Below are 23,225 nucleotides of genomic sequence, written 5' to 3' on the forward strand. Positions count from 1 at the left end.
GCGAGGGAACGACTAGCAGTATCGGACCAGTCCCACACCGTGATCGAAATGAAACGGGGAAATGGAGGGGCCGGTGACCGACAACAGCGAAATAAGGCGCCCTGTGACCGGTGTTCGAGCACCCCAATCGAGATGAATTGCGTGAAGTCTCGTGCTAAATCGGTATTTCCATCATCGATGCCAGCTCACGATACAAAAACCGGATACGCAGGCCGGATTTCATTTCGAACACGGTGTGTGAGTGTCGACTGACTAGACGCTACTAGAAGGAATTTCATTTCGAATACAGTGTGAGAGACAGCTCGGAACGGAGATGTTACGTTCCTCGAATCAATCAGCCAAGCAGTCACGGAGCGTTAAGGAACCAAAAACAGGGTCCACAAATCTGAGGTGCCCGCCGAGACCGAGTTAGCCCCTAGACGAGGCCGTCCCGTACACGTCTACTTCAGCCGAAATGGATTCTCGTCGTCTTCATCGTCCGCGTTACCGTCACCGTCCTCGCTCTCGTACGGCTTTCGCGCCGTGATCGTCACCGTCGCCTCGGGGTCGTCCTCGTCGGCCCACGGGCTGTCGTACGCCGAAATCTCGAGATCCGTCACGTCCCAGCCCTCCGCTTCGATGAGCTCCACGAGGCGGCGCTGGTCCTCGAGCATGTCCTCGTCCATGCGATAGCGTTCGACGGTCAGTCGGGTAGTTCTTGCGCCGGCCGCTCCGGCTCTGCTCGACTGATCAAAAGTCGCTCGAGCGACGACAACGGTGATTACCGCTCGTCGTCGGCGCCGACGTCGATGGCTTCTTGGACGAGCGTCTGGTGGGCGCGTCGGAGCCGCTCGGAGAGGGCTTGATGGGAGATATCGAGTTCGTCCGATAGCGTCTCCATGTCCATGTCGCGAGGAATCTGGTAGTAGCCCCGATTGAGCGCTTCGACCAGCGTCTCGTACTGGGCGTCGGTCAGCCCGTAGAGGCCTTGTCTGTCGTCTTCGAGCTGGTGGATCTTCCGGATATCGACGGTCAGCCCGTGGTCGGTCGCGAAGTCGTAGGTGCTCGAGAGCGAGTCGCGTTCGGGGAAGAGCACTCGGAACCGCCAGTGGGTCCCCTCGACGCTCGCGTCCAGGATCGTCGCCTGCTCCTCGGTCAACAGGTGGATGATGACGGTGACGTCGTCCACCCAGTTCAGCCGGTAGAGTCGTTCGTCGTCGAGGTCGGTGAGCAACTCGTACTCGTCGACGCTTGGATCGTCGGCGAGCGCGGCGTCGAGCGTTTCGAGGGTCGACTCATCACCCTCGAACCAGACATACGGCATGACGTACTCGGGATCGTACGCGACGACGCGCTCGATCTCGACGCCGAGGGAATCCGTGGTCTCGAGCGACTCTCTGAGTGCGAACTCCTCGGCTGGGATCGTCAACTCTGCGATCGTACTCATGGCGGCCACTACCACGTCCATCCCAAATAGTAATCGATTCGAAACCGGGACCGATTGCGCCCCGATGGCCTCGTACCGAGAGGAGGCGGAGAAATAGACCGATGTCTGTCACTAATGAAACCGAAATCGGTTACGTGAACGTGGGAACACCCAGCGTGCTTAAGCGGATCCACCTGCAATCGGGTGGTATGCTCACCGACGAGTTCGGGCGGGAGGTAACCGGGGTTCGGGTTTCCCTCACCGATCGGTGTAACTTCGACTGCGTCTACTGTCACAACGAGGGACTGGGTGACACCCGCGGACCGATGGACCCACAGGACGACGAGATGTCGACCGACGACGTCGTTCGCTTCCTCGAGGTCGCCGCGGAGTTCGACGTCGACGCGGTCAAGTTCACCGGCGGCGAACCGATGCTCCGACAGGATCTCGAGGAGATTATCCGGCGAACGCCGGACCAGATGGAGGTCTCGCTGACGACCAACGGGACCTTCCTCCCGGGTCGCGCCGAGGCCCTCGTCGACGCCGGTCTCGAGCGGGTCAACGTCTCTCAGGACGCGCTCGATCCGGAGGACTTTGCGGCGGTGACCAAGAGCGGGGCCTACGACAAGGTGCTCGAGGGCGTCGACGCGGCGCTCGAGGCCGGCCTCGACCCGGTCAAACTCAATATGGTCGTCTTCGAGCACACCGCGGGCTACGTGCCGGAGATGGTCGATCACGTCGCGGAAAACGAGGGACTCCAGCTGCAGTTGATCGAGTACATGCCCGAACTGACGGGCAAACCGGAGTGGAATATCGACATCCAGCGCGTCCACGACTGGCTGGCCGAGCAGGCAATCGAGATCGAACACCGCGAGATGCACGACCGGAAGCGCTACTGGGTCGGCGGCAGCGACGCGGCGGATATCGACGAACTCACGCCGAATTCGCCCGGCGTCGGCATGGTCGAAATCGTCGACCCAGTCGAGAACGCCACGTTCTGTGCGAACTGCCATCGCGTCCGCGTCACCCACGAGGGCTACCTGAAAGGCTGTCTCAACCGCAACGACGACCTGAAGTCGATGGGCGAGATGACCAAGCCCGAGATCCGCGAGGCGTTCCGCGACGTCGTCGCGAACCGGGTCCCCTACTACGGCGAGTACATGATCAAAAACGGCGACGGCGAGTGGGAACTCAACGACGAGTACGTCGGCGAGTACGCGGAGATCTGAGGCTCGACGTCCCTAGCTGATTTTCCGGACGGCTCATCGGTTTCGCGAGAGAGCCGATCGATTCCCGATGACGGACCGATCGCGCCGTCTTCCGAGACCGACGACCAGCAGGATCGCGGCGAGCAACAGCAACACGGCCGCGGCGACCGGCTGGTTGCCGCCCGCAACGTACACTGCGTAGCCGACCGTCCCCGCGAACAGCCCGATCAGGAGACTCGAGACGACGTGGACCGCCTCGAGTCTGCGCGTTTGCGCTTCGCGGCCGAGTTGGTCGCCGAGGGCGACGGCGCTGTGGCCGAGATCCCACGCGACGACGACGGCGATCGTTCCGACGACGGTCGGTTCGACCGCCGTTTGCTCGAGGCCTCCGATGACGATACCGGCGATGATAGCGAGCGCGCCGGCGTCGAGCGCCGATTGACGCGACCGGACGAGTCCGGCGGCGAAGATAATCGCACCGACAGCACCTACTGTGATCGCGCTGGACGGACCGACGGCGGTCGAGAGGACGCCGACTGAGACAGCCACGGCCGCGGCGATGCTCAGCAGGACCGTCGGTCGCCGAGTGACCTCCGCTCCGCGCTCACCGGCTTCGGTCATCGACGACCACCCGCATGTCGTGCGAACACGGTATCCAGCGACTCGTCGTCGGGCCAGTCGACGACCGGAATCCCCGCTCGCTGGAGGTCTATCGCTCGGACCCGACGGGCGACCCGTGACAGCTGCTGTCCGGCAGTCCGATCGGCCGTCGGATCCGGGCTCACGACGGTCACCGGATGGCCGTGGGCCTCGAGCTGTCGGGCGATTTCGACGGACGCGTTATCACACAACGGCGTCAGGAAGACGATCTGACTGTCGCCGGAGAGCTGCCGGCGAATCGTCCGCAGCTGTCGGCGCCAATGGCAGTTGCCCTCCGGCGGGAGCGTCGCGAACTGGGGATGGGTTGCGAGGGACTCCCGAAACTGCACCTCGTGGTGGCGTCCCGATCCCGGCGCGAGCCAGCACGGATCGCCCGTCGACCGCCCAGTTGCGTCGCGACTGACCGGCCCGATGGCCGCGAGACCGACCGCTTCACCCGTCGCGAGCAGCGACGCGCCGATCCGTCCCGCGGCGTCGACCGACCGATCGACGGCGTGGGCCGCATCGGGCCGCGGCGCGCAATAGGCGGCCAGCCGCGCGTCGACCAGCACGACCACGCGAGCCGCCCGCTCTTCGTGAAACTCGAGGGTTGCGAGGTCGCCGGTCTTGGCGCGGCGGTTCCAGTCGATCCGGTTGAGCGGATCGCTCTTGCGGTACTCCCGGACGGAGTGGATCGTCGTTCCGGAACCGCCCTCTGCGGTTCGAATTCGGCCGGCATAAGCCGCCGTCGCGTCTCGGAGCGGCACCGCCGACGCCAGCGGACGCATCGACGGCTCGCAGACGATCGTCGTCTCGGCGCCGACGAACTGCTCGCGTTCCGTCGACCGCGACAGATCGCGGGTGAGCACGAGCGCGGGGTCGAACGCGTGGCTGCCTCGCCGTGCGGTCACGGCGTACTCGAGCGTCACCGACTCCCCCGGTCGCAGCGCGGTTCCGAGCCGGCTCGTCCCCTCCGTGACCGCCATTCCCGGGGGGACGCCGTCGACGAGCCGCAGGTCGGGGACGAACGCGCCGCTCTCGTTCGTGATCGTCAGGGTGACTTCGAGGTCGTCTCCAGGTTCCGGATCGTCGTCGCTCACCGTCCGCTCGAGGGAGATGTCGAGCGCCGGCGGCTCGGTGGCGTGGGCGAAGCCGGCGTAGCCGACGCCGACGACGCCGGCGAGGACGACGGCCGGGGATTCGGCGATGGCACCGATACCGACGGCGAGGAGCGCGATGGCACCGACGCCGGACCAGTGACCGGTCGGGCGAGGACGACGGGCTGTAACGTTCTCGACCGAGTCGGTCGTCGTTCGGCGGTTCGACCGCGACTGAGCGTGCGAGACGGACGAGCGGCCGTACGTGGACAGTGACGATCGGTTACGGTCGTCGATGGGGCGATTGAATTCGGCAGCCCGCCGATCAGGTTCGTCACTCGAACTCTCGCCCTCGTCGGCGAACGGATCAGTGCTGACGGCGACAATCGCGGCGACCGCGTGTCGGATACCGGTCTGGTACCTGGTTTCGTCGGACCGGCTAACGACGGCCGCCAGTCGTCGACGGATCGAGCGCGATGGGAGCTCTTCGGACTCCGAGAGGAATGCCGCCGCCGTTCGGTCGTCGGTCCACGTGCCGTCCTCGACGCGTCGAACCGCCTCCTCGTCGGAGAGCCCCTCGAAGCGCGTCAGTGCAACGATTGCAGCCGTCCTGAGCTTGGCAGTGAGCCGGTTGCTGTCGACGACGACGCTCGACTTCATTCCGCGAAACCCATCGACTGCGTCGGTGAGCGACCGACCGGGAACCGGAACCTCGGTCCGTTGTTCGGGGTCGGGCGTCCCGGCGTGATGGTGATCGCCGTGTGCGCGGGAGAGTCCGACGAGCCCGATACCGAGCGCGACGAGTCCGACGAAGACGATGGTCTCGCTCGTCACCCCGAGATCGAACACCCCGACGACCGTACCGATCGCCGCGAGGAACGCGACGCTCCCGAACAGGACCGCGATGCGAGCGGTGTTCACCGATTCTCACCCCGGGACCGATGCTCCTCGGCGGCCTGCGGATCGATTCGGCCGTCGCTCGAGTCCGCATCCGAAGCGTCGGCGTACTCGGCTTCGATCCGTCGGAGCACCTCGATCGCCCGGGCCTCCCGCTCGGGCGTGGTCGGCGCGTCGCCGTACCGGACGTCCTCGAACAACCGCGTGAGTTCGTCGACGTCAGTGCGGTCCATCCCCACGTCGGTCGCGGCGCGGGCGAACTCCCGCGGCGTGCTCGAGTCGGGTCGAGCGACCTCGAGCGGCTCGGTCATCTCCTTCCAAGCGCGGTAGACGGCGTTGTCGAACTCGTCGGTCTCCTCGAGTCGGTCGGCCGCCGCTCCCGCGGCCGTCCCGACGGCGGCGGTCGTCTCTCCGTCGATCCGTGCGTCATCGGTCGCGAGATCGGAGCCGGACCGTCGGTCCTCGGCCCCGCCGGACTCACGGGAGAGGAACAGTCCGCCGAGGAAGATAGCCGTGAGCAGCGCTAAGAGGACGAATATCGGACCGGTAGAGATCGAGGTGTCCTCCTCGGAGCCGGACGAGCCCTCGCCGTCCCCACCTTCCCCGCTCTCCGAGAACTGCTCCGGCGGTTCGAACTCGCCCGCGGCGAACGGCAGCACCGACATCATGGCGTACACCAGTACCGCCGTGACGGAGAGGACGACCAATCCGATCGCGATCAGCTTGACCGCCTCGCGTCGGTGGGCGAGGAGATACCAGACGAGCGCGAGCGCGAAGATGACGAGCAACAGGACGATCAGGTACTCGAGAAATGGCGGAACGGTAACGTCACCGCCGCTCTCCGGCGGCGCCGGCTGACCGACGCCGTCCCCCTCGCCGCCTCCGCTGCCGCCGCCCGTGCCGTCGCCGCCGGTCTCGAGGGGCGAGCGGATAGTTGCCGCCACGAGCGCGATGGCGACGATCGCGCAGGCGGCGACAGCTAATCGACGGAGGAGGCTCGATCGGGACACCAGTTACCGGCAGCTAACGGCCGTATGATAATAAATTGACCCATCGGATGCGGTGGGTCGGATCAGTCCGAACTCCCGCCGACCGCCTCGTCGGCGGCGTAGATCTCCTCGACGAGGTGGTCGTACCGGTCTTCGATCTTCGAGCGTTTCTTCTTCATCGTCGGCGTCATGAGGTCGTTCGCCTCGGTGAACTCCTCGGGGACCAGCCGGAACGCCTTGATCGTCTCGTAGGACTCGAACGCCTCGTTGACGTCGTCGACGGCCGCCTCGACCTGCTCGAGCACCCACTCGTCTTCGACGAGCGCTTCGATGTCGTCAGGAAGGGTGACGCTCTCGCTCTCGGCTCGACTCCGAAGCGCGTCGACGTTCGGAACGAGGAGAGCCCCGACGAACTTCTCGCCGTCGCCGACGACCAGACACTGTTCGACGACGTCGATTGAGGCGAAGGCGTCCTCGATGGGTGCCGGCGCGACGTTCTTCCCGGTCGAGAGCACGACGAGCTGCTTCGTGCGCTCGCGGAACACGAGGTAGCCGTCGGGGCGTTCGTGGACGATATCGCCGGTTCGGAACCAGCGGTTCCCGTTCTCGTCCTCGGTGAAGGCGCCCTCGGTCGCGGCGGGCTTGTTCCAGTAGCCCGCGGTGACGTTCGGCCCCCTGATGAGCAGTTCGCCGACCTCGCCCTCGTCGTCGAAATCGTCGTCGCCGACGACCGAGCTATCGATCGTCGTCTCGAGACCGGAGAGCGCCGGACCGATCGTTCCGATGCGCGCGTCCGTCGGCGGGTTCGTCGCGACGACCGGCGACGCCTCGGTCATGCCGTAGCCCTCGTAGATGGGCAGCCCCATGCCGTGAAAGAGCTGGCAGAGCTCCGGGGAGAGGCTGCCGCCGCCGCTGATGAGCGACTCGATGTTGCCGCCCATGCTCTCGCGGATCTCCGCGAAGACCAGTTGATCGGCGCTCGCCAGTTCGCTCTCGAGTTCGTCGCTCGGGTCGTCGGCCGCCTGGTAGCGTCGGGCGACGTCGACGGCCCACTCGAAGACGTCGGCTTTCGCCTCGTCCTGACCGACCCGTTCCCGGATGCCGTCGTACAGTTTTTCGTAGACGCGCGGGACGCTCGTCATGCTGTCCGGCGCAATCGCGGGGAGGTCCTCGGTGAGCGTTTCGGGACTCTCCGCGTAGGCGACGCAGCCGCCCGCCGCGAAGAGCATGAAGTGGCCACAGGTGCGTTCGAAGACGTGTGCGAGCGGCAGGAACGAGAGGACCTGCGTCTCCTCGTCGATCGTGGGATCGTCCGCGTCTTTGTCCGGCCGCGGACCGTACCGCCGGTAGGTCTGGTTGATGTTCGAACGGAGGTTTTTGTGCGTGAGTTGAACTCCTTTCGGCTGTCCCGTCGTCCCGCTGGTGTAAATTAGGCTCGCGAGGTCGTCGATATCACGACTTTCGAGCCACGATTCGTACTCCTCGCGGTCGAATCGTTCTGCCCCTCGGCGGTAGAGATCACCGAGCGTGAGGATACCCTCGCGGTCCGCGTACTCGTCGCTTTCGAGGGCGTCGAGAACGACGATGAACTCGAGGGAGAGATCGTCTTCGACCTCGAGGACGCGCTCGAGGAGCGTCTCGTTCTCGACGACGACGCCCGAGGCGTCGGGGTCGTCGAGCAGGTAGCGGATCTGGTCGGGCGAGGAGCTCTTGTAGACGGTCGTCACGACGCCGCCGCCGGCCAAAATGGCGAAGTCCGACAGCGCCCACTCCATGCGCGTGTCCGCGAAGATCCCCACTCGTTCGCCGTCGGCGATACCGAGATCGCGAACGCCCGCCGCGAGTCGGCGGACGAGTTCGCCCATTCGATCGTAGGTGATCGTCGCGTACTCGCCGTCGGGTGCGGGCTCGAGCGGCGTCTCGTCTCCACTGCTGGCGATCGATCGGTCGTAGACGCCGCCCTTGTACCGCTGGGCTGGTCGGTCGCCGTTTCGGTCGACGCTCGCTTCGAACATCTCCGCTAGCGTATCGAGCTCGAGTACCGGATGTTCGAACGCGGCTTCGGCCTCGTAGAGATCCATGGCTATACTGGAATTTCCGATCCCATATTATAAAAGGTGAGAGTTGCGGGCGACCGAGAGTCGGCCGAGGCGAGGAGCGTTGCTTCCGGGCGGCCACCTTTCGTTGCGCTTAAGTACCCGTCGGGGGTAAATTCGGGTGCAATACGTGTAGGGGAGCAGTCCCCGAGTCCGGGAGGGCGATGATAGAGACACGGTGTTGTGGTAGCCAAGCGGCCCAAGGCGCATGGTTGCTAACCATGTGGCGTCAAGCCTCCGGGGTTCGAATCCCCGCCACAACGTCGGATATACTGGCGAACTGACGCCAGTATTCAACACACGCTGGCGTGCTTTCGCCAGTTGCGTTTGCAACGCGCGCAGACCAGACAACCATACACGACACATGAGCGAGGAAGAACCTCAAGAACAACAGGACGACGAAGATCTTCGGTACTTCGTCCGCATCGGTCAGACCGACCTCGATGGGACGAAGTCCGTCGAGCGCTCGCTCTCGGAGATGAACGGTATCGGTCGACGGACCGCCCGACTCATCGCCGACGAAGCGGGTGTCGATCGAACAGCGACGTTCGGTCGACTCGACGACGACGTCATCGAGACCGTCGTCGAACAGGTAGAGAACTACGCTGACGAAGTGCCCGAGTGGCTCGCTAACCGCCAGTCGGACTTCTACACCGGGGAGACGACCCACGAGATCGGCAACGATCTCCAGTTGACCCGTCAGCACGACATCAACCGGATGAAGATGATCGACTCCTACAAGGGCTCGCGCCACAAGCGCGGCCAGAAGGTTCGCGGTCAGCGAACCAAGTCCACCGGTCGTACGGAGGGCACCATCGGAGTCAACGTCGAAGAGATCCGCGAAGAGCAGGCGGAGGAAGCCGCCGCCGAAGAGGAGGATGACGAATAATGCCGCTCGGAACCGACACCAAACAGTACGAGACGCCGAACCACCCGTATCAGGGTGAACGGATCGCCTCCGAGCACTCCCTGCTCGACCGCTACGGACTCGCGAACAAAGAAGAGCTCTGGCGAGCACAGTCCGAGCTTCGCTCCTACCGGCGCGAGGCTCGAGAGCTGCTCGGCCAGGCCCAGGACGACGAGGTCGTCATCCGCCGCTCCGAGGAGTTCCTCGGTCGGCTCAAACGCGTCGGCGTCCTCGACGAGGGCGACGAACTCGGCGACATCCTGTCGCTCGAGATCGAAGACGTCCTCGAGCGACGACTCCAGACGGTCGCCTACCGCAAGGGACTGGCGAACACGCCACAGCAGGCGCGTCAGTTCATCATCCACGGCCACATCGTGATCGGGGAGCAGCGTCACTGCATCCCGTCGTACGTCGTCGACGTCGACGAGGAGGACCTCGTCGCGTTCGACGAGAACAGCCCACTCGCGGACGATCTCCACCCGGAACGAGCGGAGGGACAATAACATGAGCCAGGACGACGACAAGTGGGGCGTTGCCCACGTACACGCATCGTTCAACAACACCGTCATGACCGTGACCGACCTCACGGGCGCGGAGACGATCGCCAAGTCCTCCGGTGGGACGGCGGTCAAACAGAACCGCGACGAGGCGTCGCCGTACGCGGCCATGCAGATGGCCGAGTCCATCGCCGAAGAGGTCAAGGCGGCCGGCATCACGGGCCTGCACGTTCGGGTCCGTGGCCCCGGCGGCAACTTGCAGAAGTCTCCCGGTCCAGGTGCACAGGCGACGATCCGCGCGCTCGCCCGTGCCGGCATCGAGATCGGCCGCATCGAAGACGTCACGCCGATTCCGCACGACGGATCGCGCGCACCGAAAGGCAAGGGCGGCTACTAACCCATGACAGCAGAGTACGACGTCGAGTTCGTCGAACGCGAGGATCGTGACGCACGCTTCCTCGTCCGCGGCGTGACGCCCGCGTTCGCCAACGGTATCCGTCGCGCGATGGTCGCTGACGTGCCGACGATGGCGATCGACGAAGTTCGCTTCGTCGAGAACTCGTCGGTCATGTTCGACGAGCAACTCGCGCTCCGTCTCGGACTCGTCCCGCTGACGACCCCGCCGGAAGGCGAGTTCGTCGAGGACGACACCGTCACGCTCTCGATCGACGTCGAAGGGCCGGCAACCGCCTATTCGGGCGATCTCGTCTCGAGCGACGACCTCGTCCAGCCCGCGGACGACAACGTGCCGATCATCGAGCTCAAAGACGGCCAGCGCCTCGAGGCCGAGGCCGACGCCGTGCTCGAACGCGGAAAGAACCACGCGAAACACCAGGGCGGTGTCGCCGTCGGTTATCGACACCTCCAGCGCGTGTCGGTCGTCGACGACCTGCCGGAGTTCGAAGAGCAGGAGTCACAGATCGTTCGCGGTGTCATCGAGGACGACGGCGAGCTCGTGCCGACCAGCGAGTTCGACCACGATCTCTCGAACCGGTACCCCGGTAAACAGGTCGAAGTCGAGGACGTCCCGAACGCCTTCGTCTTCCGCGTGGAGACGGACGGCTCCTTTACCGTCGAAGAACTGGTCACGCGAGCCGTCGACTCGATCGAGGCGCGTGCGACCGAACTCGAAGACGCAGTACAGCTGTAACGATGATTCATCGCCCCCACACCCACACGGACGAACGCCCGTTCGCCAGCGCCGCGAGCGACGAGACTGGCGCGGCGTCGTCCACTGGAATCGAAAGGGGTTTGAAGGGGCGACGGATAGACAGAAGTGCGAGCAGGGATAGCCAAGTCAGGCCAACGGCGCAGCGTTCAGGGCGCTGTCTCGTAGGAGTCCGCAGGTTCAAATCCTGCTCCCTGCATCCACTTCTCAGCAGTCGATCGATCCGGAGAGACACGACCAATCGCGGTCGACCTCTCGGTCGGTTCGATCGAACCGATACCGATTCCACGACCGCTCGAGGACGCGAGCACGTGCTCGCTCTCGAGCCCGCAGTATTTGGAGGAAACCAATGAGTAGCAAAACTAACCCGAGGCTCAACGATCTCATCGCCGAGCTGAAGTCGACGTCCCGCAAAGCGGACGCCGACGTCTGGCGAGACGTTGCGGATCGACTCGAAAAGCCCCGACGCACCCACGCAGAGGTGAACCTGGGCCGCATCGAGCGATACGCACGCGAAGAAGAGACTGTCGTCGTTCCCGGCAAAGTGCTGGGCTCCGGCGCACTACAGAAGAACGTCACCGTGGCCGCCGTCAACTTCTCTTCGTCCGCAGAGACGAAGATCGATCAGGTCGGCGAGCCAGTACCGCTCGAGCAACTGCTCGAAGAGAACCCCGAAGGATCCAACGTCCGGGTGATTCGATGAGTATCGCAGAGTTCGACGCGGACGTCGTCGTCGACGCCGGCGACTGCATTCTCGGTCGCGTCGCCAGCGAGGTCGCACAGCGCGCACTCGACGGCGAACGTATCGCGATCGTCAACGCCGAAGACGCCGTCATCACCGGCGACAAGGAGGATATCTTCGAGAACTACCGCACGCGCATCCAGCTGGGCTCCGACCGCGGACCCTACTACCCGAAGCGACCGGACACGATCTTCAAGCGGTCCGTTCGCGGGATGTTGCCGTACAAGAAGACGCGCGGTCGCGAAGCGCTCGAGAACGTTCGCGTCTACGTCGGCAACCCCTACGAGGACGACGACGACCGCGAGGCCGAGATTCTCGAGGACACGTCGCTGGATCGCCTGTCGAACATCCGCTTCGTCCACCTGGGCGAAGTTTCCGATCAACTCGGTGCTAACGTCACATGGTAACGAACACGAGTGGAAAGAAGAAGACCGCCGTCGCTCGCGCGACCGTTCGCGAGGGCGAGGGTCGCGTCCGAATCAACTCCAAGCCGGTCGAACTGGTCGAGCCGGAGATGTCCCGCCTCAAGATGCTCGAGCCGTTCCGCATCGCCGGCGAGGACCTCCGCAGCGAGATGGACATCGACGTTCGCGTCGAGGGTGGCGGAATCAGCGGACAGGCCGACGCCGTCCGCACCGCCATCGCACGCGGCATCGTCCAGCACAGCAACGATGCGGAACTCCGCGACGCCTACATGGAGTTCGACCGGTCGCTGCTGGTCAACGACGTTCGCCAGTCCGAACCGAAGAAGTGGGGCGGCCCCGGCGCTCGGGCTCGCTACCAGAAGTCCTACCGCTAAGGTGATTCAGATATGATGGTACCGGTCCGGTGTTTCACCTGTGGCACTGTCGTCGGCGAACACTGGGAGGAGTTCGACGAGCGAGCGAACGAGGGCGACGAGGACCCACAGGAGGTTCTCGACGAACTCGGCGTCGACCGCTACTGCTGTCGGCGCATGCTCGTCAGCCACACCGACCTCGTCGACGTCGTCTCCCCATACCAGTAACATGCAACAGGAACGTCACAATCGCTACGAGAAAGCACGCATCCTCGGCGCGCGAGCGCTGCAGGTGTCCTACGGCGCGCCGGTGTTGATCGAGACGAAGCAGACCGAACCGATCCTCATCGCCGCCGAAGAGTACGATGCCGGCGTCCTGCCGTTTACCGTCAAGCGGGGGTACGACCGGAAATGACGCGCATTACCGACGTTCGGCTGCGTCGAATCCTCGATTCGCGGGGCAACCCGACGGTCGAGGCCGACGTCGTCACCGAGAGCGGCGGATTCGGTCGCGCTGCAGCACCCAGCGGTGCCAGCACGGGCGAGTACGAGGCCGTCGAACGACCCGCCAACGAGGCGATCGCCGCGGCCCGCGAACGTGCCGTCCCCCGACTCGTCGGTGAGGCATACGCGGGCAACCAACGAGAAGTCGATTCGATCCTCCGCGCCGCGGACGGTACGGACGACTTCTCCGAGATCGGCGCCAACAGCGCGGTCGCCATCTCGATGGCCGCCGCGAAAGCCGGCGCCGACGTCCTCGGCGCGCCGCTGTTCCAGCACTTAGGCGGTGCGTTCCGCGGCGAGAACTTCCCGATTCCGCTCGGCAACGTCGTCGGCGGTGGCGAACACGCCGCCGACGCGACCGACATTCAGGAGTTCCTCGTCGCCCCCGTCGGGGCGCCGAACGTCGAAGACGCCGTCTTCGCTAACGCCGCCGTCCACGACGCCGTCGCCGACCTGCTCGAGGAACGAGGCGTTCCGTCAGGCAAGGGCGACGAGGGCGCGTGGGCGCCATCGATCGACGACGAGGAGGCGTTCGAGATCGTCGACGAGGCGGTCTCGCAGGTCGAAGACGACGTCGGCTTCGGAATCGGCTTCGGGCTCGACGTCGCGGCCGCCGAGATGTACGACGACGAGTCGGAGACCTACGAGTACGAGTCCGCCGGCGTCAGCCGCGATACGGACGAACAGATCGCGTACATCGCCGATCTGGTCCGCGAGTACGATCTGGTCTACGTCGAGGATCCCCTCGACGAGAACGATTACGACGCCTTCGCCGAACTCACCGACGAGGTCGGCGATCAGACGCTGATCTGTGGTGACGACCTGTTCGTCACGAACACGGATCGGCTCATCGAGGGCATCGACCGCGACGCGGCCAACAGCATCCTGATCAAACCAAATCAGATCGGGACGCTGACCGACGCCTTCGACGCGATCGAACTCGCAACCCAGAACGGCTACGACTCCGTGATCTCCCACCGCTCGGGCGAAACTGAGGACACGACGATCGCACACCTCGCCGTTGCAACCGACGCACCCTACATCAAAACGGGTGCCGTCGGCGGCGAGCGAACCGCCAAGCTCAACGAGCTCATCAGAATCGCAGACGACGCGACATGACAGATAACGACGCAACCCAGGAAGGGCTCGACGCCGCCGAAGACGAGATCGACGAGGAGCCAGCCGAAGGGCCTGGCCCCGCCGCCGATCCCGAGGAAGACGTCGAGCCAGCCGAGGAACAGCCCGCCGACGCCGAGGCCGAAGAGGCCGACGCCGACGCAGAACCAGTGACCGACGAGGAGCCCGAAGACGAGGGGCCGACGCTCGACGACGACGTCATGAGCGACGAGGAGGCCGACCTCCTCATCCCCGTCGAGGACTACCTCGGCGCCGGTGTCCACATCGGTACCCAGCAGAAGACCAAGGACATGGAGCGGTTCATCCACCGCGTCCGAACCGACGGTCTCTACGTGCTGGACGTCTCGAAGACCGACGGCCGGATCCGCACGGCCGCGGACTTCCTCGCGAACTACGACCCGGAGCAGATCCTGGTCACGTCCTCGCGCCAGTACGGTCGCTTCCCGGCCGAGAAGTTCGCCGAAGCCGTGGGCGCTCGCGCCCGCACCGGCCGCTTCATCCCGGGCACGCTGACCAACCCCAAGTACGATGGCTACATCGAACCCGACGTGGTCGTCGTCACGGACCCGATCGGCGACGCCCAGGCCGTCAAGGAGGCCATCACGGTCGGCATCCCGGTCATCGCGATGTGTGACTCGAACAACCAGGTCAGCAACGTCGACCTCGTCGTCCCGACGAACAACAAGGGTCGCAAGGCCCTCTCGGTCGTCTACTGGCTTCTCGCGAACGAAGTCCTCGACAAGCGCGGCGCGGAGCCGTCCTACTCGCTCGAGGACTTCGAGAGCATGGTCTAACGCGTTCGAATTCGGATACTGTTCGTTTTTCAGGTGGACGACGAAGTCGGTCAGTGATTGCTGAGTGCGAACGTTGAAAACCGCTTTGAGGCGCGCTCGAGCGCAGCCAAGTGGACAGACGAACAACAGAGTTACGTAGGAACCGTGCCAATGGGAGGTATGTTCGATTCCCTGTTCGATTTCGAAGAGAAGGCGATCCCGGTCCCGGTCGTCCTCGCGACGACGGCGCTGATCGCGATTTTCGCGCTCGGAATTCCGTATCGGGTCATCGTCGGCTTCTGAGTCGACTGGACCGTCGTCATCGAACGAGAGTCACTCGGTCACGCTATCACAAAGTGGACCCGAACGGAGTGGTGAACCGCGTTACACCGATGTCGGCTTCTCGAGACAGCGCTCGTAGATCCCTCGGAGACGCATCCCCATCTCCGCGGTGCCGTACCCGGTGATTTGTGCTCTCCCATCCGAGGGTTCGGTGGTCTCGAGTACGGCAGCCAACCGATCACGGAGCGTCTCCTCGTCATTTGCGATAGCGGCGTTCGAGACGTCGGCGAGCACCTCTCGAGCGAAGCCGACGTCGCGCGAGACGACCGGGGTGTTACAGGCGGCGGCCTCCTTGATCGTCATCGGGCCGCTCTCGAATCGCGACGTGAGCAAGAGGGCGTCGGCGGCGTTCAGGTAGTACGGCACGTCCGCGTAGGGCTCGTTGGCGACGGTCCGGAGGCTGACGTCTCCCTCGAGTCCGTCGACGACGCGTCTCGCCAGCGGGTAGTTCTTCTCCTCGCGCGACGGCGCGTAGGGGAAGAGGACGATCCGCTCGTCGGTCGCCCAGCCGACGCGTTCGCGGGCCTCAGCCCGTGGAATGGGTCGGAACTGTTCCGTGTCGACGGGGAACGGAACGACGTGAGAGGACCGGTCGACGCGATCGGCCATCGCGTTCGATGGAACGACGATCTCGTCGGCTCGAGCGGCGAACCGTTCGATGAGCGACGCGTAGGGGTTGTCGCGATACTCGCCGCCCCAGAGCGTACAGACGACGGGTAACTCGGTCCGCGGGAGCGAGGACGCCGCGACGGCGAACGGACAGGTAAGCCCGTAGTTGGCGTGGACGAGATCGTAGTCGTCGCCCGCTTCTCGGAGTACCTGCGGCAGGTATCGGGCGTAATCGGCCGGCGTCCGCTGCTCGACGTCGTCCTCGCGCGCGCGGTGTTCACCCGGAACGGGCAGGGTCGTCACCTCGACGTCGACGGAATCGAGTGCGGCGAGCTGACTCTGATAGAAACTTCGCCAGTCGGTCGTGGTGAGGCTCAGGACGCGTATGGTCGTCCTCATCGGTTCGAAATCGGGTCGTTGCGCTCGGTGGGTGCTAGGTCGGACCCGGTTCGCGCTTCCGTTGCTGGTTCAGGCTCGCTCCGTGTGTCCGTTTTCAGAGACCGTTCGTCGACATCCTCGAGAAGCTGACCGAGCACGTACTCGCTGACGTCGATCGTCCCCTCGAGGAGCGTCTCGCGTCGGCTCGCCCACGTCTCGGCGGCGTTCGGATCGCGGGAGAGCCGCTCGATAGCCTCGATTCCTTCCGCTTCGCGAGTCGTGTGGAACGACTGGACGAGGCCGTGTTCCTCAAGGTCCTGGAACTTCCCCATCTCGCTCGCCCCCGCGAACGGGCTGATGCGAACGGTCGGCGTCCCGAGGACGCCGGCCTCGAGCGTGGTCGTCGCGACCTCGCCGACGACGATGTCGGCGAACGCGAGCAGGTGGTGGAACGCCTCGGGCGGGATGGGGAGCGACTCGCCGCCGCTGGGGATCGATCCGTCGCCCTCCGCGGAGACGTACACCCGTCCGTCGGCTCCGAGCAGGTCGACGATTTCGCAACGCCCCTCGGGAGAGATCCCCACCTTGCCGACGTCGTGGTTGCCGTTCCACGCGCCGAACCGGAGGACCGCGTACCGTTCGTCGGGGTCGACGCCGTGTCGGCGCAGGACCGACGGATCGGGTTCGAACCGATCCGGGTGGAGGTAGGCGAGTTCGTGGTAGCCGGGGTAGGTGACGTGATCGTCGCCGTACTCTTCGCGGAAGCTCTCGGGCGTGTAGAGGGCATCCGCGAACGGGAGGGTCAGTCTGTTACCGGTGTTGATCGCCGTCTCGGTATCGATGTAGACGTGGCTCTCCGCGCCGACCAGCGTGGCGACGTGCGTCGCGGCGATACCGTGACTGCTGACGATGTACGCCGGGTCGATAGCGCGCGCCCGTCGGAGCAACCGCACCTCATACGATAGTTGCGTCAGTCCTAATCCGAGCCAGCCGTCGGGTTCCCCACAAAGCAGTTCGTGATCGATATCGTAGGCGTCGAGCAGGCGTCCGGCGACGCCTTTTTCGCGAGCGAACACATGCACGTCGTGGCCCCCACTCTCGAGGTCGCGGACGACGTGCTTGAAGAAGTGGACGTTCGCCGCGTGCTGGATCGTGATGATGATATCCATTCGTGCTAAGACGGATAATTCCACTCTCCTGACACCCCATTACTATCGTCGTCTTAGTAACCGTATACGCGCTCGAAACCACGATAACCACCTCATAACTGAGACTTGCAACTGTTTCAATCGTGTTGACAGTACTGAGAATCGCCGTGAGCTGCCGCCTCGAGTCCCGTCGTGACTGCCGGACAACGTGGGTCCGATGATGGTTTGTGAGGCGATGGACTGGGTTCGTGCGGAGCAGCAACTCGTTTGGCCGCGCAGTCGGCGTCGAACTCGAGTAACTCATCTCCTGTGAGCGGGCGGCACAACCCGAGTTCGATTCGAGAATACCGTCCCGGTTCCGATAGCCCGGGCCAACACGAACCGCTATGAGGACGCAATCGCGACCAGTTCGTCCACGAGTTGGGCTGCGTCACCGGCCGTCGACCCGAACACGAACGTCGTCGGTTCGATGCCGAACGCCCCCTCGTGGTAGGCGACGAGCGGAACCCCACCTCGGTCCTCGAATCGCGACCGGAGGTGGGCTCCACGGTCTTCGTAGTCCGCGTCGAACTCGAGCGGTTCCAGCCCCAGTTCTCCGGCGGCCTCGAGAACGCCCTCGTCGGTCGCGACGTTGATCGCACCCCGGACGTCGGAATCGACGGCGTTAGCAGCGAGAAGAGCCGTGGCGACGTGTTTCGACGCACCGAACTCGGGATTCGCGGGAATTTCGATCCGGCGTCCCATCGAGTAGATTCGGCCCGGAATCGCGGCGACGTCGGTCTCGTCCCGCGGCTCCGGCAGACACATCCCGACGTTGGTGCCGACGTTCGGCACGTAGTCGGCCATCCCGGGGATTGCCGCGAGCGTTCGCGCGGCCGTCCGCACGTCGGCGAGCACGTCGCGTTCGGCTCGGACGTCGGCGTCGAGACCGCGAACGCAGAGATCACAGCCGAGACCGCGAAGGGCGGGCATCTCCTCCTCGTGGAGTTCGCAGATCGGGCCGCGGTCCTCGAGACTGCGGACGAGCGCGAGGAGTTCGGCCAGCGCGTCGTAGCCGTCCATCTCTCCGCTCGAGAGCCCGTCGGCGATCCGGTCGACCGTCGCGACCGTTTCGGGGTGTTCGCGAAAGCGATCGTCGCCGCCGCTCTCGCCGCCCACGTACTTGCTGACGGCGGCCTGGGTGACGCCGAGGTTGGCCGCGATCTCCTGTTGGGTCATGCCGCGATCGGCGAGTCGGGTCGCGAGCATGGCTCGGACCGTCGGGAGAAACCGATCGACGACGAGTTCGCTCGGCAGGACGAGAGACATACGACCGCGTAGCGCGGACACCGGCTTAAATCCGGCTACCGCGGCCGAACGGTGGCGCTTGAGCGATCCCACCGTTCCGGCTCAGTTCCGTGCGGCCCGCCGGTCGGCGTCGAGCAGGCTCCGGAGCCGATTCGCGACGAGTTCGACGCTCACGACGAGGACGAGGATCGCCACGATCGCCGCCATCACGCGCGTGTAGTTTCTGGCGTTGAACGCCATGAACAGCGGGTAGCCGATCCCGCCAGCACCGACGATTCCAAGCACCGAACTCTTGCGGGCGTTGATCTCGAGGTAGAACAGCGTCCACGCGACGTAGGCCGTCGTCACCTGCGGGAGTCGGGCGGCCGCGGTCGTCGCGAGTAGTCCGGCCCCGCTCGAGGCGACGGCTTCGACCGGCGCGCGGTCGATCTCCTCCATCTCGTCGGCGAAGAGCCGACCGAGGTCGCCGACCGTCCCCATCGCGATTGCGAGCGCGCCGGCGACAGGGCCGAGTCCGGCGAGGATCACGAACAGGAGGGCGTAGACCATGCTCGGCACGGCGCGGACGCCGCCCAGAAACAGCCGCAGCGGGGCGTGGACGATTTTGGGGGTGACGTTGCCCGCGGCGAGGATCCCGAGACAGAACGCGAGCGGGAGCCCGATCGCCGTGCCGACGCCCGCGATCGCTAACGTCTCGAGGGTGGCCGACGCCAGCGTCGAGCCGTCCGCCTGCAACTGCGCCCAGAGCTGTGCGGGCGCGAGCATCTCCTCTAGCAAGACGTCCCGCAGGTTCCGGCGGTGGGCGTAGAGGTACGCCAGATCGAAGCCGAGCCACCGTGCGGTCGCGAGGACGAGGGCGATCAGCCCGACGACGGCACCGATCCGAACGGCGAATCGGCGTCGCCAGCGAGCCTGTATTCGATCGAACTCCTCGCCGACGGAGGGCCCTGCAGAGCCGGATCGGTCGTCTACTCCGGCGTCGGGGTCAGCCACGGTACACCTCCGCGATTCGGTCCGGCCCCATCTCGGTCGCCGACTCGTCGACCGCGAGCCGTCCGTCGGAAAGACCGAGATATCGATCCGCGACCTCGCCGGCCAGCCGCGGCTGGTGGAGGCTGACGAGCCCGATCAGATTCTCGCGGCGAACGACCGTTGCGAGTCGCTCGAGGACGGCCCGGGCGGTCGCCGGATCGAGCGAGGCGACCGGTTCGTCGGCCAGCAGCACTCGCGGCTCCTGCTGGAGTGCCCGAGCGATGCCGACGCGCTGGCGCTCGCCGCCCGAAAGGTCGCCGACGCGGCGGTCGGCGTAGCCGGCCAGGTCGACCGCGTGAAGCCGTTCGATCGCGGCTCGCTTCGCCGCGGGCGTATGCCACCCGAGCAGTTCCCGCCAGACCGGTTCGCGCGCGAGTCCGCCGTCGAGGACGTTCTCGAGGGCCGATTTGTTGTCCAGTAGTGCGCCCTCCTGAAAGACCAGCGCCGCGTCGGTCGGCTCGAGCGGCTCGCCCGCGAGTCGAACCGATCCCGAATCCGGCCGGTCCAGTCCGTCGATACACCGCAACAGCGTCGTCTTGCCGGCGCCCGACCGGCCGACCAACACCGCGAGCGAGCCGGGCTCGAGTTCGAACGAAATGTCGGCTACCGCCGCGACGTCGTCGTAGCGTTTCTCGAGACCGGTGACGGTGAGCATGGGCGGTTACTCGTCGGTCTCGGACCCGTCGTCGCCGTCGTCGTTTTCGCTTCCTTCGTCGCCGTCGTCTGTTTCGGCTCCATCGTCGTCGTCAGTTTCGTTGTCTTCGTCGTCATCGCTACCCTCGTCCTCGGCGTCGTCGAGCGTCTCGATATCGACGCCCATCTCCTCGGCGATGTCGCGGACGTGGTCGTAGAGGTCCGGATCGAACTCGCCGTACTCGTCGACGCGGTGGTCCTCGAGCGCCTCTTCGGGCGTCGCGACGAGTCGATCGGCGAGTTCCTCGCGGACGTCTTCGGGCGTGTCCGGTTTGGCGACGATCACGTCGAACGGGATCGGGTCGCTCTCGGCGATTTTGACGATTTCGTCGTCGTCGGGGTGTTGAAAGTCGCCGTAGGCCGCGGCGTCGACGTGGCCCTCCTCGAGCACGCGGAGCGCAGCGTCGTGGCTCCCGGCCCACTGGATGTCGAAGTCCTCGGGGTCCGTCTCGAGGTCGCCCGCGTGCAGTCCCTCCTGGGAGAGCCGGTGGCGGGGGAACATTCCCCCGCTGGCCGACATCGGGTCGACCATCGCGATGGTCTTCCCCTCGAGGTCCGCGATTTCCTCGACGTCGGTGTCGGCTCTGGTCGCGATGTACGTGTGATAGGAGTCCGAGCCGTGCGACCAGTTGATCGCCAGCGGGTGGACGTCGTCCTCCTGGGCGAGGACAAAGATGAACGGCGAGAGGTTCGCCAGTTCGGTGTGGCCGTTGACGACGCTCTCGACGACGCCGCTGTAACTCGTCGTCGGCACGCCCTCGACGCTGTCGACCTCGTCGAAGCCGTCCGCGAGCCACTCGAACGTGCCCGCGTACTGTTCCTCGAGTTCCTCCTGGCTCTGAAACGGCGGCAGGCCGAACTCGATACTGCCGTCGGCCCACGCGCCGACGGGGTGTTCGTCGTCGTCGATATCCGAGCCGGTAAGCCCGTCGAGACAACCGGCCGCGCCCGCTGTGAGACCGCCTGCTGCCGCGCCGAGATACGTTCTCCGGTTCATAGACGGACTGGGGACCACTAAAGGATAACACTCACGAATACCCGCGGAGCGAGTTAGCGAACCATCAGGATCGGTGAGGAGTCCGTTCCGAGAAGATAGCTATTAACCGTCGTCGTGCGAACGGCCGGCCATGGCAGTCTCGAGCGCTCCCGGGAAGGTGTACTTGTTCGGGGAGCACGCGGTGGTCTACGGCGAGCCCGCGGTTCCGTGCGCCATCGAGGTACGGGCGCGGGTCGGCGTCGAGCAACGGGCGGACAGCAAACTGCGCATTCACGCCGAAGATCTCAGTCTGGACGGCTTCACCGTCGAGTACGGCGGGACCGCCGACGGACCGCCCGACGTGGACGTCCAGGAGTCGCTGCTCACCGCGGCGATGGGGTACGTCGACGGCGCGATCGAGCAGGTCCGGGACGTCACCGGCGAGGACGAGGTTGGCTTCGACGTGACGATCGAGAGCGACATCCCGCTCGGTGCGGGGCTGGGATCGTCGGCGGCCGTCGCGGTCGCCGCAATCGACGCCGGCACCCGCGAACTCGGCACGACCCTCGAGACCGAGGAACTCGCCGAGCGAGCCTATCAGACGGAGTACGAAGTCCAGGGCGGACAGGCCTCTCGAGCCGATACGTTCTGTTCGGCCACGGGCGGGGCCGTCCGCGTCGAGGATGCCGACTGTCGCTCGCTCGAGGCACCCGACCTCCCGATCGTGGTCGGCTTCGACGGCGGGGCCGGCGACACCGGAAAACTCGTTGCGGGCGTTCGCAGCCTCCGCGAGGAGTACGAGTTCGCGGCGGACACGGTCGAATCGATCGGCGACATCGTCCGAAACGGTGAGCAGGCGCTCGCCGCGGACGACGTCGAGGAGATCGGTCGGCTGATGAACTTCAACCACGGCCTGCTGTCGGCGCTGGGCGTCTCCTCGCGCTCGCTCGATTCGATGGTCTGGGCGGCCAGAAACGCCGGCGCCCACGGCGCGAAGCTGACGGGCGCGGGCGGCGGCGGCTGTATCGTCGCCCTCGATCCAACCGACGAGACCGAGACGGCGCTGTCGTACACGCCGGGCTGTGAGGACACCTTCCGCGCCGAACTCTCCGAAACCGGGGTGGAACGGCTCGAATGATCGTCCTAAAACTCGGTGGCAGCGTCATTACGGACAAGAATCGCCCGGAGACGCTCGACGGCGAGGCGCTCGCACGAGCGGCCGACGCGGTTGCAGATGCAGTCACAGACGGTACCGAGAACCTCGTCATCGTCCACGGCGGCGGCAGTTTCGGCCACCACAACGCCAGCGAGCACGGCGTCTCCACAACTGATGGAACGCACGACGCGACCGCAGCGCTCGAGATTCACGGCGCGATGAAGACGCTGAACCAGTTCGTGCTGACGCGGCTGCTCGAGCGCGACGTACAAGCGATCCCGGTTCACCCGTTCTCGGCGGGCCACCGCGACGAGGAGGGGCGTCTCGAACTCCCGACCGGGCAGGTCGAGACGCTGCTCGGAGAGGGGTTCGTTCCCGTCCTCCACGGCGATATGATCGCCCACGCGGGGTCGGGCGCGACCGTCGTCAGCGGCGACGAACTGGTCGCCGAACTGGCTCGCGACCTCGCAGCCGACCGGATCGGGCTCTGCTCGACGGTCCCGGGCGTACTGGACGACGACGAGGCGGTCGTCGAGCGGATTTCGGCCTACGAGGACGTCGAGAGCATTTTGGGTGCCAGCGACTCGACCGACGTGACCGGCGGGATGGCCGCGAAGGTGCGGACGTTGCTCGCACTCGAGGCTGAAGCGTCTATTTTCGGTCTCGAAGATCTGGAGTCGTTCCTCGCCGGCTCGGCCGCCGGAACGACGATCGAGTAGGTTCGCTGTTTCGATACTAGTGCCGTTTGTGTACAGCGCGGATCGCTC

Annotated in this window: 27 protein-coding genes and 2 tRNA genes; 17 read left to right on the plus strand and 12 right to left on the minus strand. The window is 65.4% G+C overall.

Features of this window, described 5'->3' with window-relative positions:
* Positions 1-440: 440 nt before the first annotated feature.
* Both ACSFDB_RS14225 and ACSFDB_RS14230 read right to left on the minus strand, forming a co-directional pair.
* Positions 441-665 carry a hypothetical protein gene (locus ACSFDB_RS14225; RefSeq protein WP_440771618.1) on the minus strand — a complete coding sequence of 75 codons (225 nt, stop codon included), beginning with the start codon at positions 663-665 and terminating at the stop codon, positions 441-443.
* A 95-nt stretch (positions 666-760) separates the two neighbouring features.
* Complete coding sequence (locus tag ACSFDB_RS14230; protein ID WP_440771619.1) at positions 761-1,426, minus strand: helix-turn-helix domain-containing protein; 666 nt, start codon at positions 1,424-1,426, stop codon at positions 761-763.
* Positions 1,427-1,614: 188 nt separating this feature from the next.
* Between ACSFDB_RS14230 and moaA the strand changes: the two genes are divergently transcribed.
* Complete coding sequence (moaA, locus tag ACSFDB_RS14235; protein WP_440771620.1) at positions 1,615-2,634, plus strand: GTP 3',8-cyclase MoaA; 1,020 nt, start codon at positions 1,615-1,617, stop codon at positions 2,632-2,634.
* Between the two features lie 33 nt (positions 2,635-2,667).
* Here the strand turns inward: moaA and ACSFDB_RS14240 are convergent, their stop codons facing one another.
* The 4 genes from ACSFDB_RS14240 to ACSFDB_RS14255 form a co-directional block, all read right to left on the minus strand.
* Positions 2,668-3,234 carry a DUF7519 family protein gene (locus ACSFDB_RS14240; RefSeq protein ID WP_440771621.1) on the minus strand — a complete coding sequence of 189 codons (567 nt, stop codon included), beginning with the start codon at positions 3,232-3,234 and terminating at the stop codon, positions 2,668-2,670.
* Positions 3,231-5,270, minus strand: coding sequence for a DUF58 domain-containing protein (locus ACSFDB_RS14245; protein WP_440771622.1), 2,040 nt, complete (start codon positions 5,268-5,270; stop codon positions 3,231-3,233). The genes ACSFDB_RS14240 and ACSFDB_RS14245 overlap by 4 nt, the downstream gene beginning before the upstream one ends.
* Positions 5,267-6,256, minus strand: coding sequence for a DUF4129 domain-containing protein (locus ACSFDB_RS14250; RefSeq protein WP_440771623.1), 990 nt, complete (start codon positions 6,254-6,256; stop codon positions 5,267-5,269). Before ACSFDB_RS14250 ends, ACSFDB_RS14245 begins: the two co-directional genes overlap by 4 nt.
* 62 nt (positions 6,257-6,318) lie before the next feature.
* On the minus strand, positions 6,319-8,316 hold the full coding sequence (locus ACSFDB_RS14255; RefSeq protein ID WP_440771624.1) for an AMP-dependent synthetase/ligase: 1,998 nt from the start codon (positions 8,314-8,316) through the stop codon (positions 6,319-6,321).
* Between the two features lie 195 nt (positions 8,317-8,511).
* Between ACSFDB_RS14255 and ACSFDB_RS14260 the strand changes: the two genes are divergently transcribed.
* The 14 genes from ACSFDB_RS14260 (at position 8,512) to ACSFDB_RS14325 (ending at position 15,140) form a co-directional block, all read left to right on the plus strand.
* Positions 8,512-8,594 (plus strand) — tRNA-Ser (locus ACSFDB_RS14260).
* Positions 8,595-8,695: 101 nt separating this feature from the next.
* Complete coding sequence (locus ACSFDB_RS14265) at positions 8,696-9,220, plus strand: 30S ribosomal protein S13 (protein WP_006088584.1); 525 nt, start codon at positions 8,696-8,698, stop codon at positions 9,218-9,220.
* On the plus strand, positions 9,220-9,741 hold the full coding sequence (locus ACSFDB_RS14270; RefSeq protein ID WP_090303605.1) for a 30S ribosomal protein S4: 522 nt from the start codon (positions 9,220-9,222) through the stop codon (positions 9,739-9,741). Before ACSFDB_RS14265 ends, ACSFDB_RS14270 begins: the two co-directional genes overlap by 1 nt.
* A gap of 1 nt (position 9,742) precedes the next feature.
* Entirely contained in the window at positions 9,743-10,132 is a 390-nt protein-coding gene (locus ACSFDB_RS14275) for a 30S ribosomal protein S11 (RefSeq protein ID WP_006088586.1), read from the plus strand.
* A gap of 3 nt (positions 10,133-10,135) precedes the next feature.
* On the plus strand, positions 10,136-10,885 hold the full coding sequence (locus ACSFDB_RS14280) for a DNA-directed RNA polymerase subunit D (RefSeq protein ID WP_440771625.1): 750 nt from the start codon (positions 10,136-10,138) through the stop codon (positions 10,883-10,885).
* A 132-nt stretch (positions 10,886-11,017) separates the two neighbouring features.
* A tRNA-Leu gene (locus ACSFDB_RS14285) sits at positions 11,018-11,102 on the plus strand.
* A 150-nt stretch (positions 11,103-11,252) separates the two neighbouring features.
* The gene (locus ACSFDB_RS14290; protein WP_006088589.1) at positions 11,253-11,606 is read left to right on the plus strand and encodes a 50S ribosomal protein L18e; all 354 of its coding nucleotides are present in this window, start codon (positions 11,253-11,255) and stop codon (positions 11,604-11,606) included.
* On the plus strand, positions 11,603-12,052 hold the full coding sequence (locus tag ACSFDB_RS14295; protein WP_090303603.1) for a 50S ribosomal protein L13: 450 nt from the start codon (positions 11,603-11,605) through the stop codon (positions 12,050-12,052). Before ACSFDB_RS14290 ends, ACSFDB_RS14295 begins: the two co-directional genes overlap by 4 nt.
* Positions 12,046-12,444, plus strand: coding sequence for a 30S ribosomal protein S9 (locus ACSFDB_RS14300; RefSeq protein ID WP_090303602.1), 399 nt, complete (start codon positions 12,046-12,048; stop codon positions 12,442-12,444). The genes ACSFDB_RS14295 and ACSFDB_RS14300 overlap by 7 nt, the downstream gene beginning before the upstream one ends.
* A gap of 12 nt (positions 12,445-12,456) precedes the next feature.
* A complete protein-coding gene (locus ACSFDB_RS14305; RefSeq protein ID WP_006167943.1) occupies positions 12,457-12,651 on the plus strand; it encodes a DNA-directed RNA polymerase subunit N in 195 nt (64 codons plus the stop codon).
* A gap of 1 nt (position 12,652) precedes the next feature.
* Entirely contained in the window at positions 12,653-12,838 is a 186-nt protein-coding gene (locus ACSFDB_RS14310) for a DNA-directed RNA polymerase subunit K (protein WP_006088592.1), read from the plus strand.
* The gene (eno, locus tag ACSFDB_RS14315) at positions 12,835-14,046 is read left to right on the plus strand and encodes a phosphopyruvate hydratase (RefSeq protein ID WP_440771626.1); all 1,212 of its coding nucleotides are present in this window, start codon (positions 12,835-12,837) and stop codon (positions 14,044-14,046) included. The genes ACSFDB_RS14310 and eno overlap by 4 nt, the downstream gene beginning before the upstream one ends.
* On the plus strand, positions 14,043-14,858 hold the full coding sequence (gene rpsB / locus ACSFDB_RS14320; RefSeq protein ID WP_006088594.1) for a 30S ribosomal protein S2: 816 nt from the start codon (positions 14,043-14,045) through the stop codon (positions 14,856-14,858). The genes eno and rpsB overlap by 4 nt, the downstream gene beginning before the upstream one ends.
* Positions 14,859-15,017: 159 nt before the next feature.
* Complete coding sequence (locus ACSFDB_RS14325; protein ID WP_440771627.1) at positions 15,018-15,140, plus strand: hypothetical protein; 123 nt, start codon at positions 15,018-15,020, stop codon at positions 15,138-15,140.
* An 81-nt stretch (positions 15,141-15,221) separates the two neighbouring features.
* Here ACSFDB_RS14325 and ACSFDB_RS14330 read toward each other — a convergent pair whose 3' ends face one another.
* The 6 genes from ACSFDB_RS14330 to ACSFDB_RS14355 all read right to left on the minus strand — a co-directional run bounded on the left by ACSFDB_RS14330 (position 15,222) and on the right by ACSFDB_RS14355 (position 21,323).
* Positions 15,222-16,187, minus strand: a complete 966-nt coding sequence (locus ACSFDB_RS14330; protein ID WP_440771628.1) for a glycosyltransferase family 4 protein — start codon at positions 16,185-16,187, stop codon at positions 15,222-15,224.
* Positions 16,184-17,335 carry a DUF354 domain-containing protein gene (locus ACSFDB_RS14335; protein ID WP_440771629.1) on the minus strand — a complete coding sequence of 384 codons (1,152 nt, stop codon included), beginning with the start codon at positions 17,333-17,335 and terminating at the stop codon, positions 16,184-16,186. Before ACSFDB_RS14335 ends, ACSFDB_RS14330 begins: the two co-directional genes overlap by 4 nt.
* A gap of 363 nt (positions 17,336-17,698) precedes the next feature.
* A complete protein-coding gene (locus tag ACSFDB_RS14340) occupies positions 17,699-18,622 on the minus strand; it encodes a thiamine-phosphate synthase family protein (protein WP_440771630.1) in 924 nt (307 codons plus the stop codon).
* Between the two features lie 81 nt (positions 18,623-18,703).
* Positions 18,704-19,594, minus strand: a complete 891-nt coding sequence (phnE, locus tag ACSFDB_RS14345; protein WP_440771631.1) for a phosphonate ABC transporter, permease protein PhnE — start codon at positions 19,592-19,594, stop codon at positions 18,704-18,706.
* Positions 19,587-20,288: a phosphonate ABC transporter ATP-binding protein gene (locus tag ACSFDB_RS14350; protein ID WP_440771632.1), complete on the minus strand. Its 702-nt coding sequence runs from the start codon at positions 20,286-20,288 to the stop codon at positions 19,587-19,589. Before ACSFDB_RS14350 ends, phnE begins: the two co-directional genes overlap by 8 nt.
* Before the next feature lie 6 nt (positions 20,289-20,294).
* Positions 20,295-21,323 carry a phosphate/phosphite/phosphonate ABC transporter substrate-binding protein gene (locus ACSFDB_RS14355; RefSeq protein WP_440771633.1) on the minus strand — a complete coding sequence of 343 codons (1,029 nt, stop codon included), beginning with the start codon at positions 21,321-21,323 and terminating at the stop codon, positions 20,295-20,297.
* A 130-nt stretch (positions 21,324-21,453) separates the two neighbouring features.
* Here ACSFDB_RS14355 and mvk point away from each other — a divergent pair, with 130 nt between their 5' ends.
* Together mvk and ACSFDB_RS14365 are read left to right on the plus strand one after the other, a co-directional pair.
* Positions 21,454-22,440, plus strand: coding sequence for a mevalonate kinase (gene mvk / locus ACSFDB_RS14360; RefSeq protein WP_440771634.1), 987 nt, complete (start codon positions 21,454-21,456; stop codon positions 22,438-22,440).
* Positions 22,437-23,177 carry an isopentenyl phosphate kinase gene (locus ACSFDB_RS14365; protein WP_440771635.1) on the plus strand — a complete coding sequence of 247 codons (741 nt, stop codon included), beginning with the start codon at positions 22,437-22,439 and terminating at the stop codon, positions 23,175-23,177. The genes mvk and ACSFDB_RS14365 overlap by 4 nt, the downstream gene beginning before the upstream one ends.
* Positions 23,178-23,225 lie beyond the last annotated feature (48 nt).

It is taken from the genome of Natronorubrum amylolyticum, assembly GCF_052040145.1.
Lineage (GTDB): Archaea > Halobacteriota > Halobacteria > Halobacteriales > Natrialbaceae > Natronorubrum.

What these genes read in the sequence shown, in the direction of transcription:
- ACSFDB_RS14225 (WP_440771618.1), bottom strand. Translation starts at nt 665, where the DNA reads ATGGACGAGGACATGCTCGAGGACCAGCGCCGCCTCGTGGAGCTCATC.
- ACSFDB_RS14230 (WP_440771619.1), bottom strand. Translation starts at nt 1,426, where the DNA reads ATGAGTACGATCGCAGAGTTGACGATCCCAGCCGAGGAGTTCGCACTC.
- moaA (WP_440771620.1), top strand. Translation starts at nt 1,615, where the DNA reads ATGCTCACCGACGAGTTCGGGCGGGAGGTAACCGGGGTTCGGGTTTCC.
- ACSFDB_RS14240 (WP_440771621.1), bottom strand. Translation starts at nt 3,234, where the DNA reads ATGACCGAAGCCGGTGAGCGCGGAGCGGAGGTCACTCGGCGACCGACG.
- ACSFDB_RS14255 (WP_440771624.1), bottom strand. Translation starts at nt 8,316, where the DNA reads ATGGATCTCTACGAGGCCGAAGCCGCGTTCGAACATCCGGTACTCGAG.
- ACSFDB_RS14265 (WP_006088584.1), top strand. Translation starts at nt 8,696, where the DNA reads ATGAGCGAGGAAGAACCTCAAGAACAACAGGACGACGAAGATCTTCGG.
- ACSFDB_RS14270 (WP_090303605.1), top strand. Translation starts at nt 9,220, where the DNA reads ATGCCGCTCGGAACCGACACCAAACAGTACGAGACGCCGAACCACCCG.
- ACSFDB_RS14275 (WP_006088586.1), top strand. Translation starts at nt 9,743, where the DNA reads ATGAGCCAGGACGACGACAAGTGGGGCGTTGCCCACGTACACGCATCG.
- ACSFDB_RS14280 (WP_440771625.1), top strand. Translation starts at nt 10,136, where the DNA reads ATGACAGCAGAGTACGACGTCGAGTTCGTCGAACGCGAGGATCGTGAC.
- ACSFDB_RS14290 (WP_006088589.1), top strand. Translation starts at nt 11,253, where the DNA reads ATGAGTAGCAAAACTAACCCGAGGCTCAACGATCTCATCGCCGAGCTG.
- ACSFDB_RS14295 (WP_090303603.1), top strand. Translation starts at nt 11,603, where the DNA reads ATGAGTATCGCAGAGTTCGACGCGGACGTCGTCGTCGACGCCGGCGAC.
- ACSFDB_RS14300 (WP_090303602.1), top strand. Translation starts at nt 12,046, where the DNA reads ATGGTAACGAACACGAGTGGAAAGAAGAAGACCGCCGTCGCTCGCGCG.
- ACSFDB_RS14305 (WP_006167943.1), top strand. Translation starts at nt 12,457, where the DNA reads ATGATGGTACCGGTCCGGTGTTTCACCTGTGGCACTGTCGTCGGCGAA.
- ACSFDB_RS14310 (WP_006088592.1), top strand. Translation starts at nt 12,653, where the DNA reads ATGCAACAGGAACGTCACAATCGCTACGAGAAAGCACGCATCCTCGGC.
- eno (WP_440771626.1), top strand. Translation starts at nt 12,835, where the DNA reads ATGACGCGCATTACCGACGTTCGGCTGCGTCGAATCCTCGATTCGCGG.
- rpsB (WP_006088594.1), top strand. Translation starts at nt 14,043, where the DNA reads ATGACAGATAACGACGCAACCCAGGAAGGGCTCGACGCCGCCGAAGAC.
- ACSFDB_RS14325 (WP_440771627.1), top strand. Translation starts at nt 15,018, where the DNA reads ATGTTCGATTCCCTGTTCGATTTCGAAGAGAAGGCGATCCCGGTCCCG.
- ACSFDB_RS14330 (WP_440771628.1), bottom strand. Translation starts at nt 16,187, where the DNA reads ATGAGGACGACCATACGCGTCCTGAGCCTCACCACGACCGACTGGCGA.
- ACSFDB_RS14335 (WP_440771629.1), bottom strand. Translation starts at nt 17,335, where the DNA reads ATGGATATCATCATCACGATCCAGCACGCGGCGAACGTCCACTTCTTC.
- ACSFDB_RS14340 (WP_440771630.1), bottom strand. Translation starts at nt 18,622, where the DNA reads ATGTCTCTCGTCCTGCCGAGCGAACTCGTCGTCGATCGGTTTCTCCCG.
- ACSFDB_RS14350 (WP_440771632.1), bottom strand. Translation starts at nt 20,288, where the DNA reads ATGCTCACCGTCACCGGTCTCGAGAAACGCTACGACGACGTCGCGGCG.
- ACSFDB_RS14355 (WP_440771633.1), bottom strand. Translation starts at nt 21,323, where the DNA reads ATGAACCGGAGAACGTATCTCGGCGCGGCAGCAGGCGGTCTCACAGCG.
- mvk (WP_440771634.1), top strand. Translation starts at nt 21,454, where the DNA reads ATGGCAGTCTCGAGCGCTCCCGGGAAGGTGTACTTGTTCGGGGAGCAC.
- ACSFDB_RS14365 (WP_440771635.1), top strand. Translation starts at nt 22,437, where the DNA reads ATGATCGTCCTAAAACTCGGTGGCAGCGTCATTACGGACAAGAATCGC.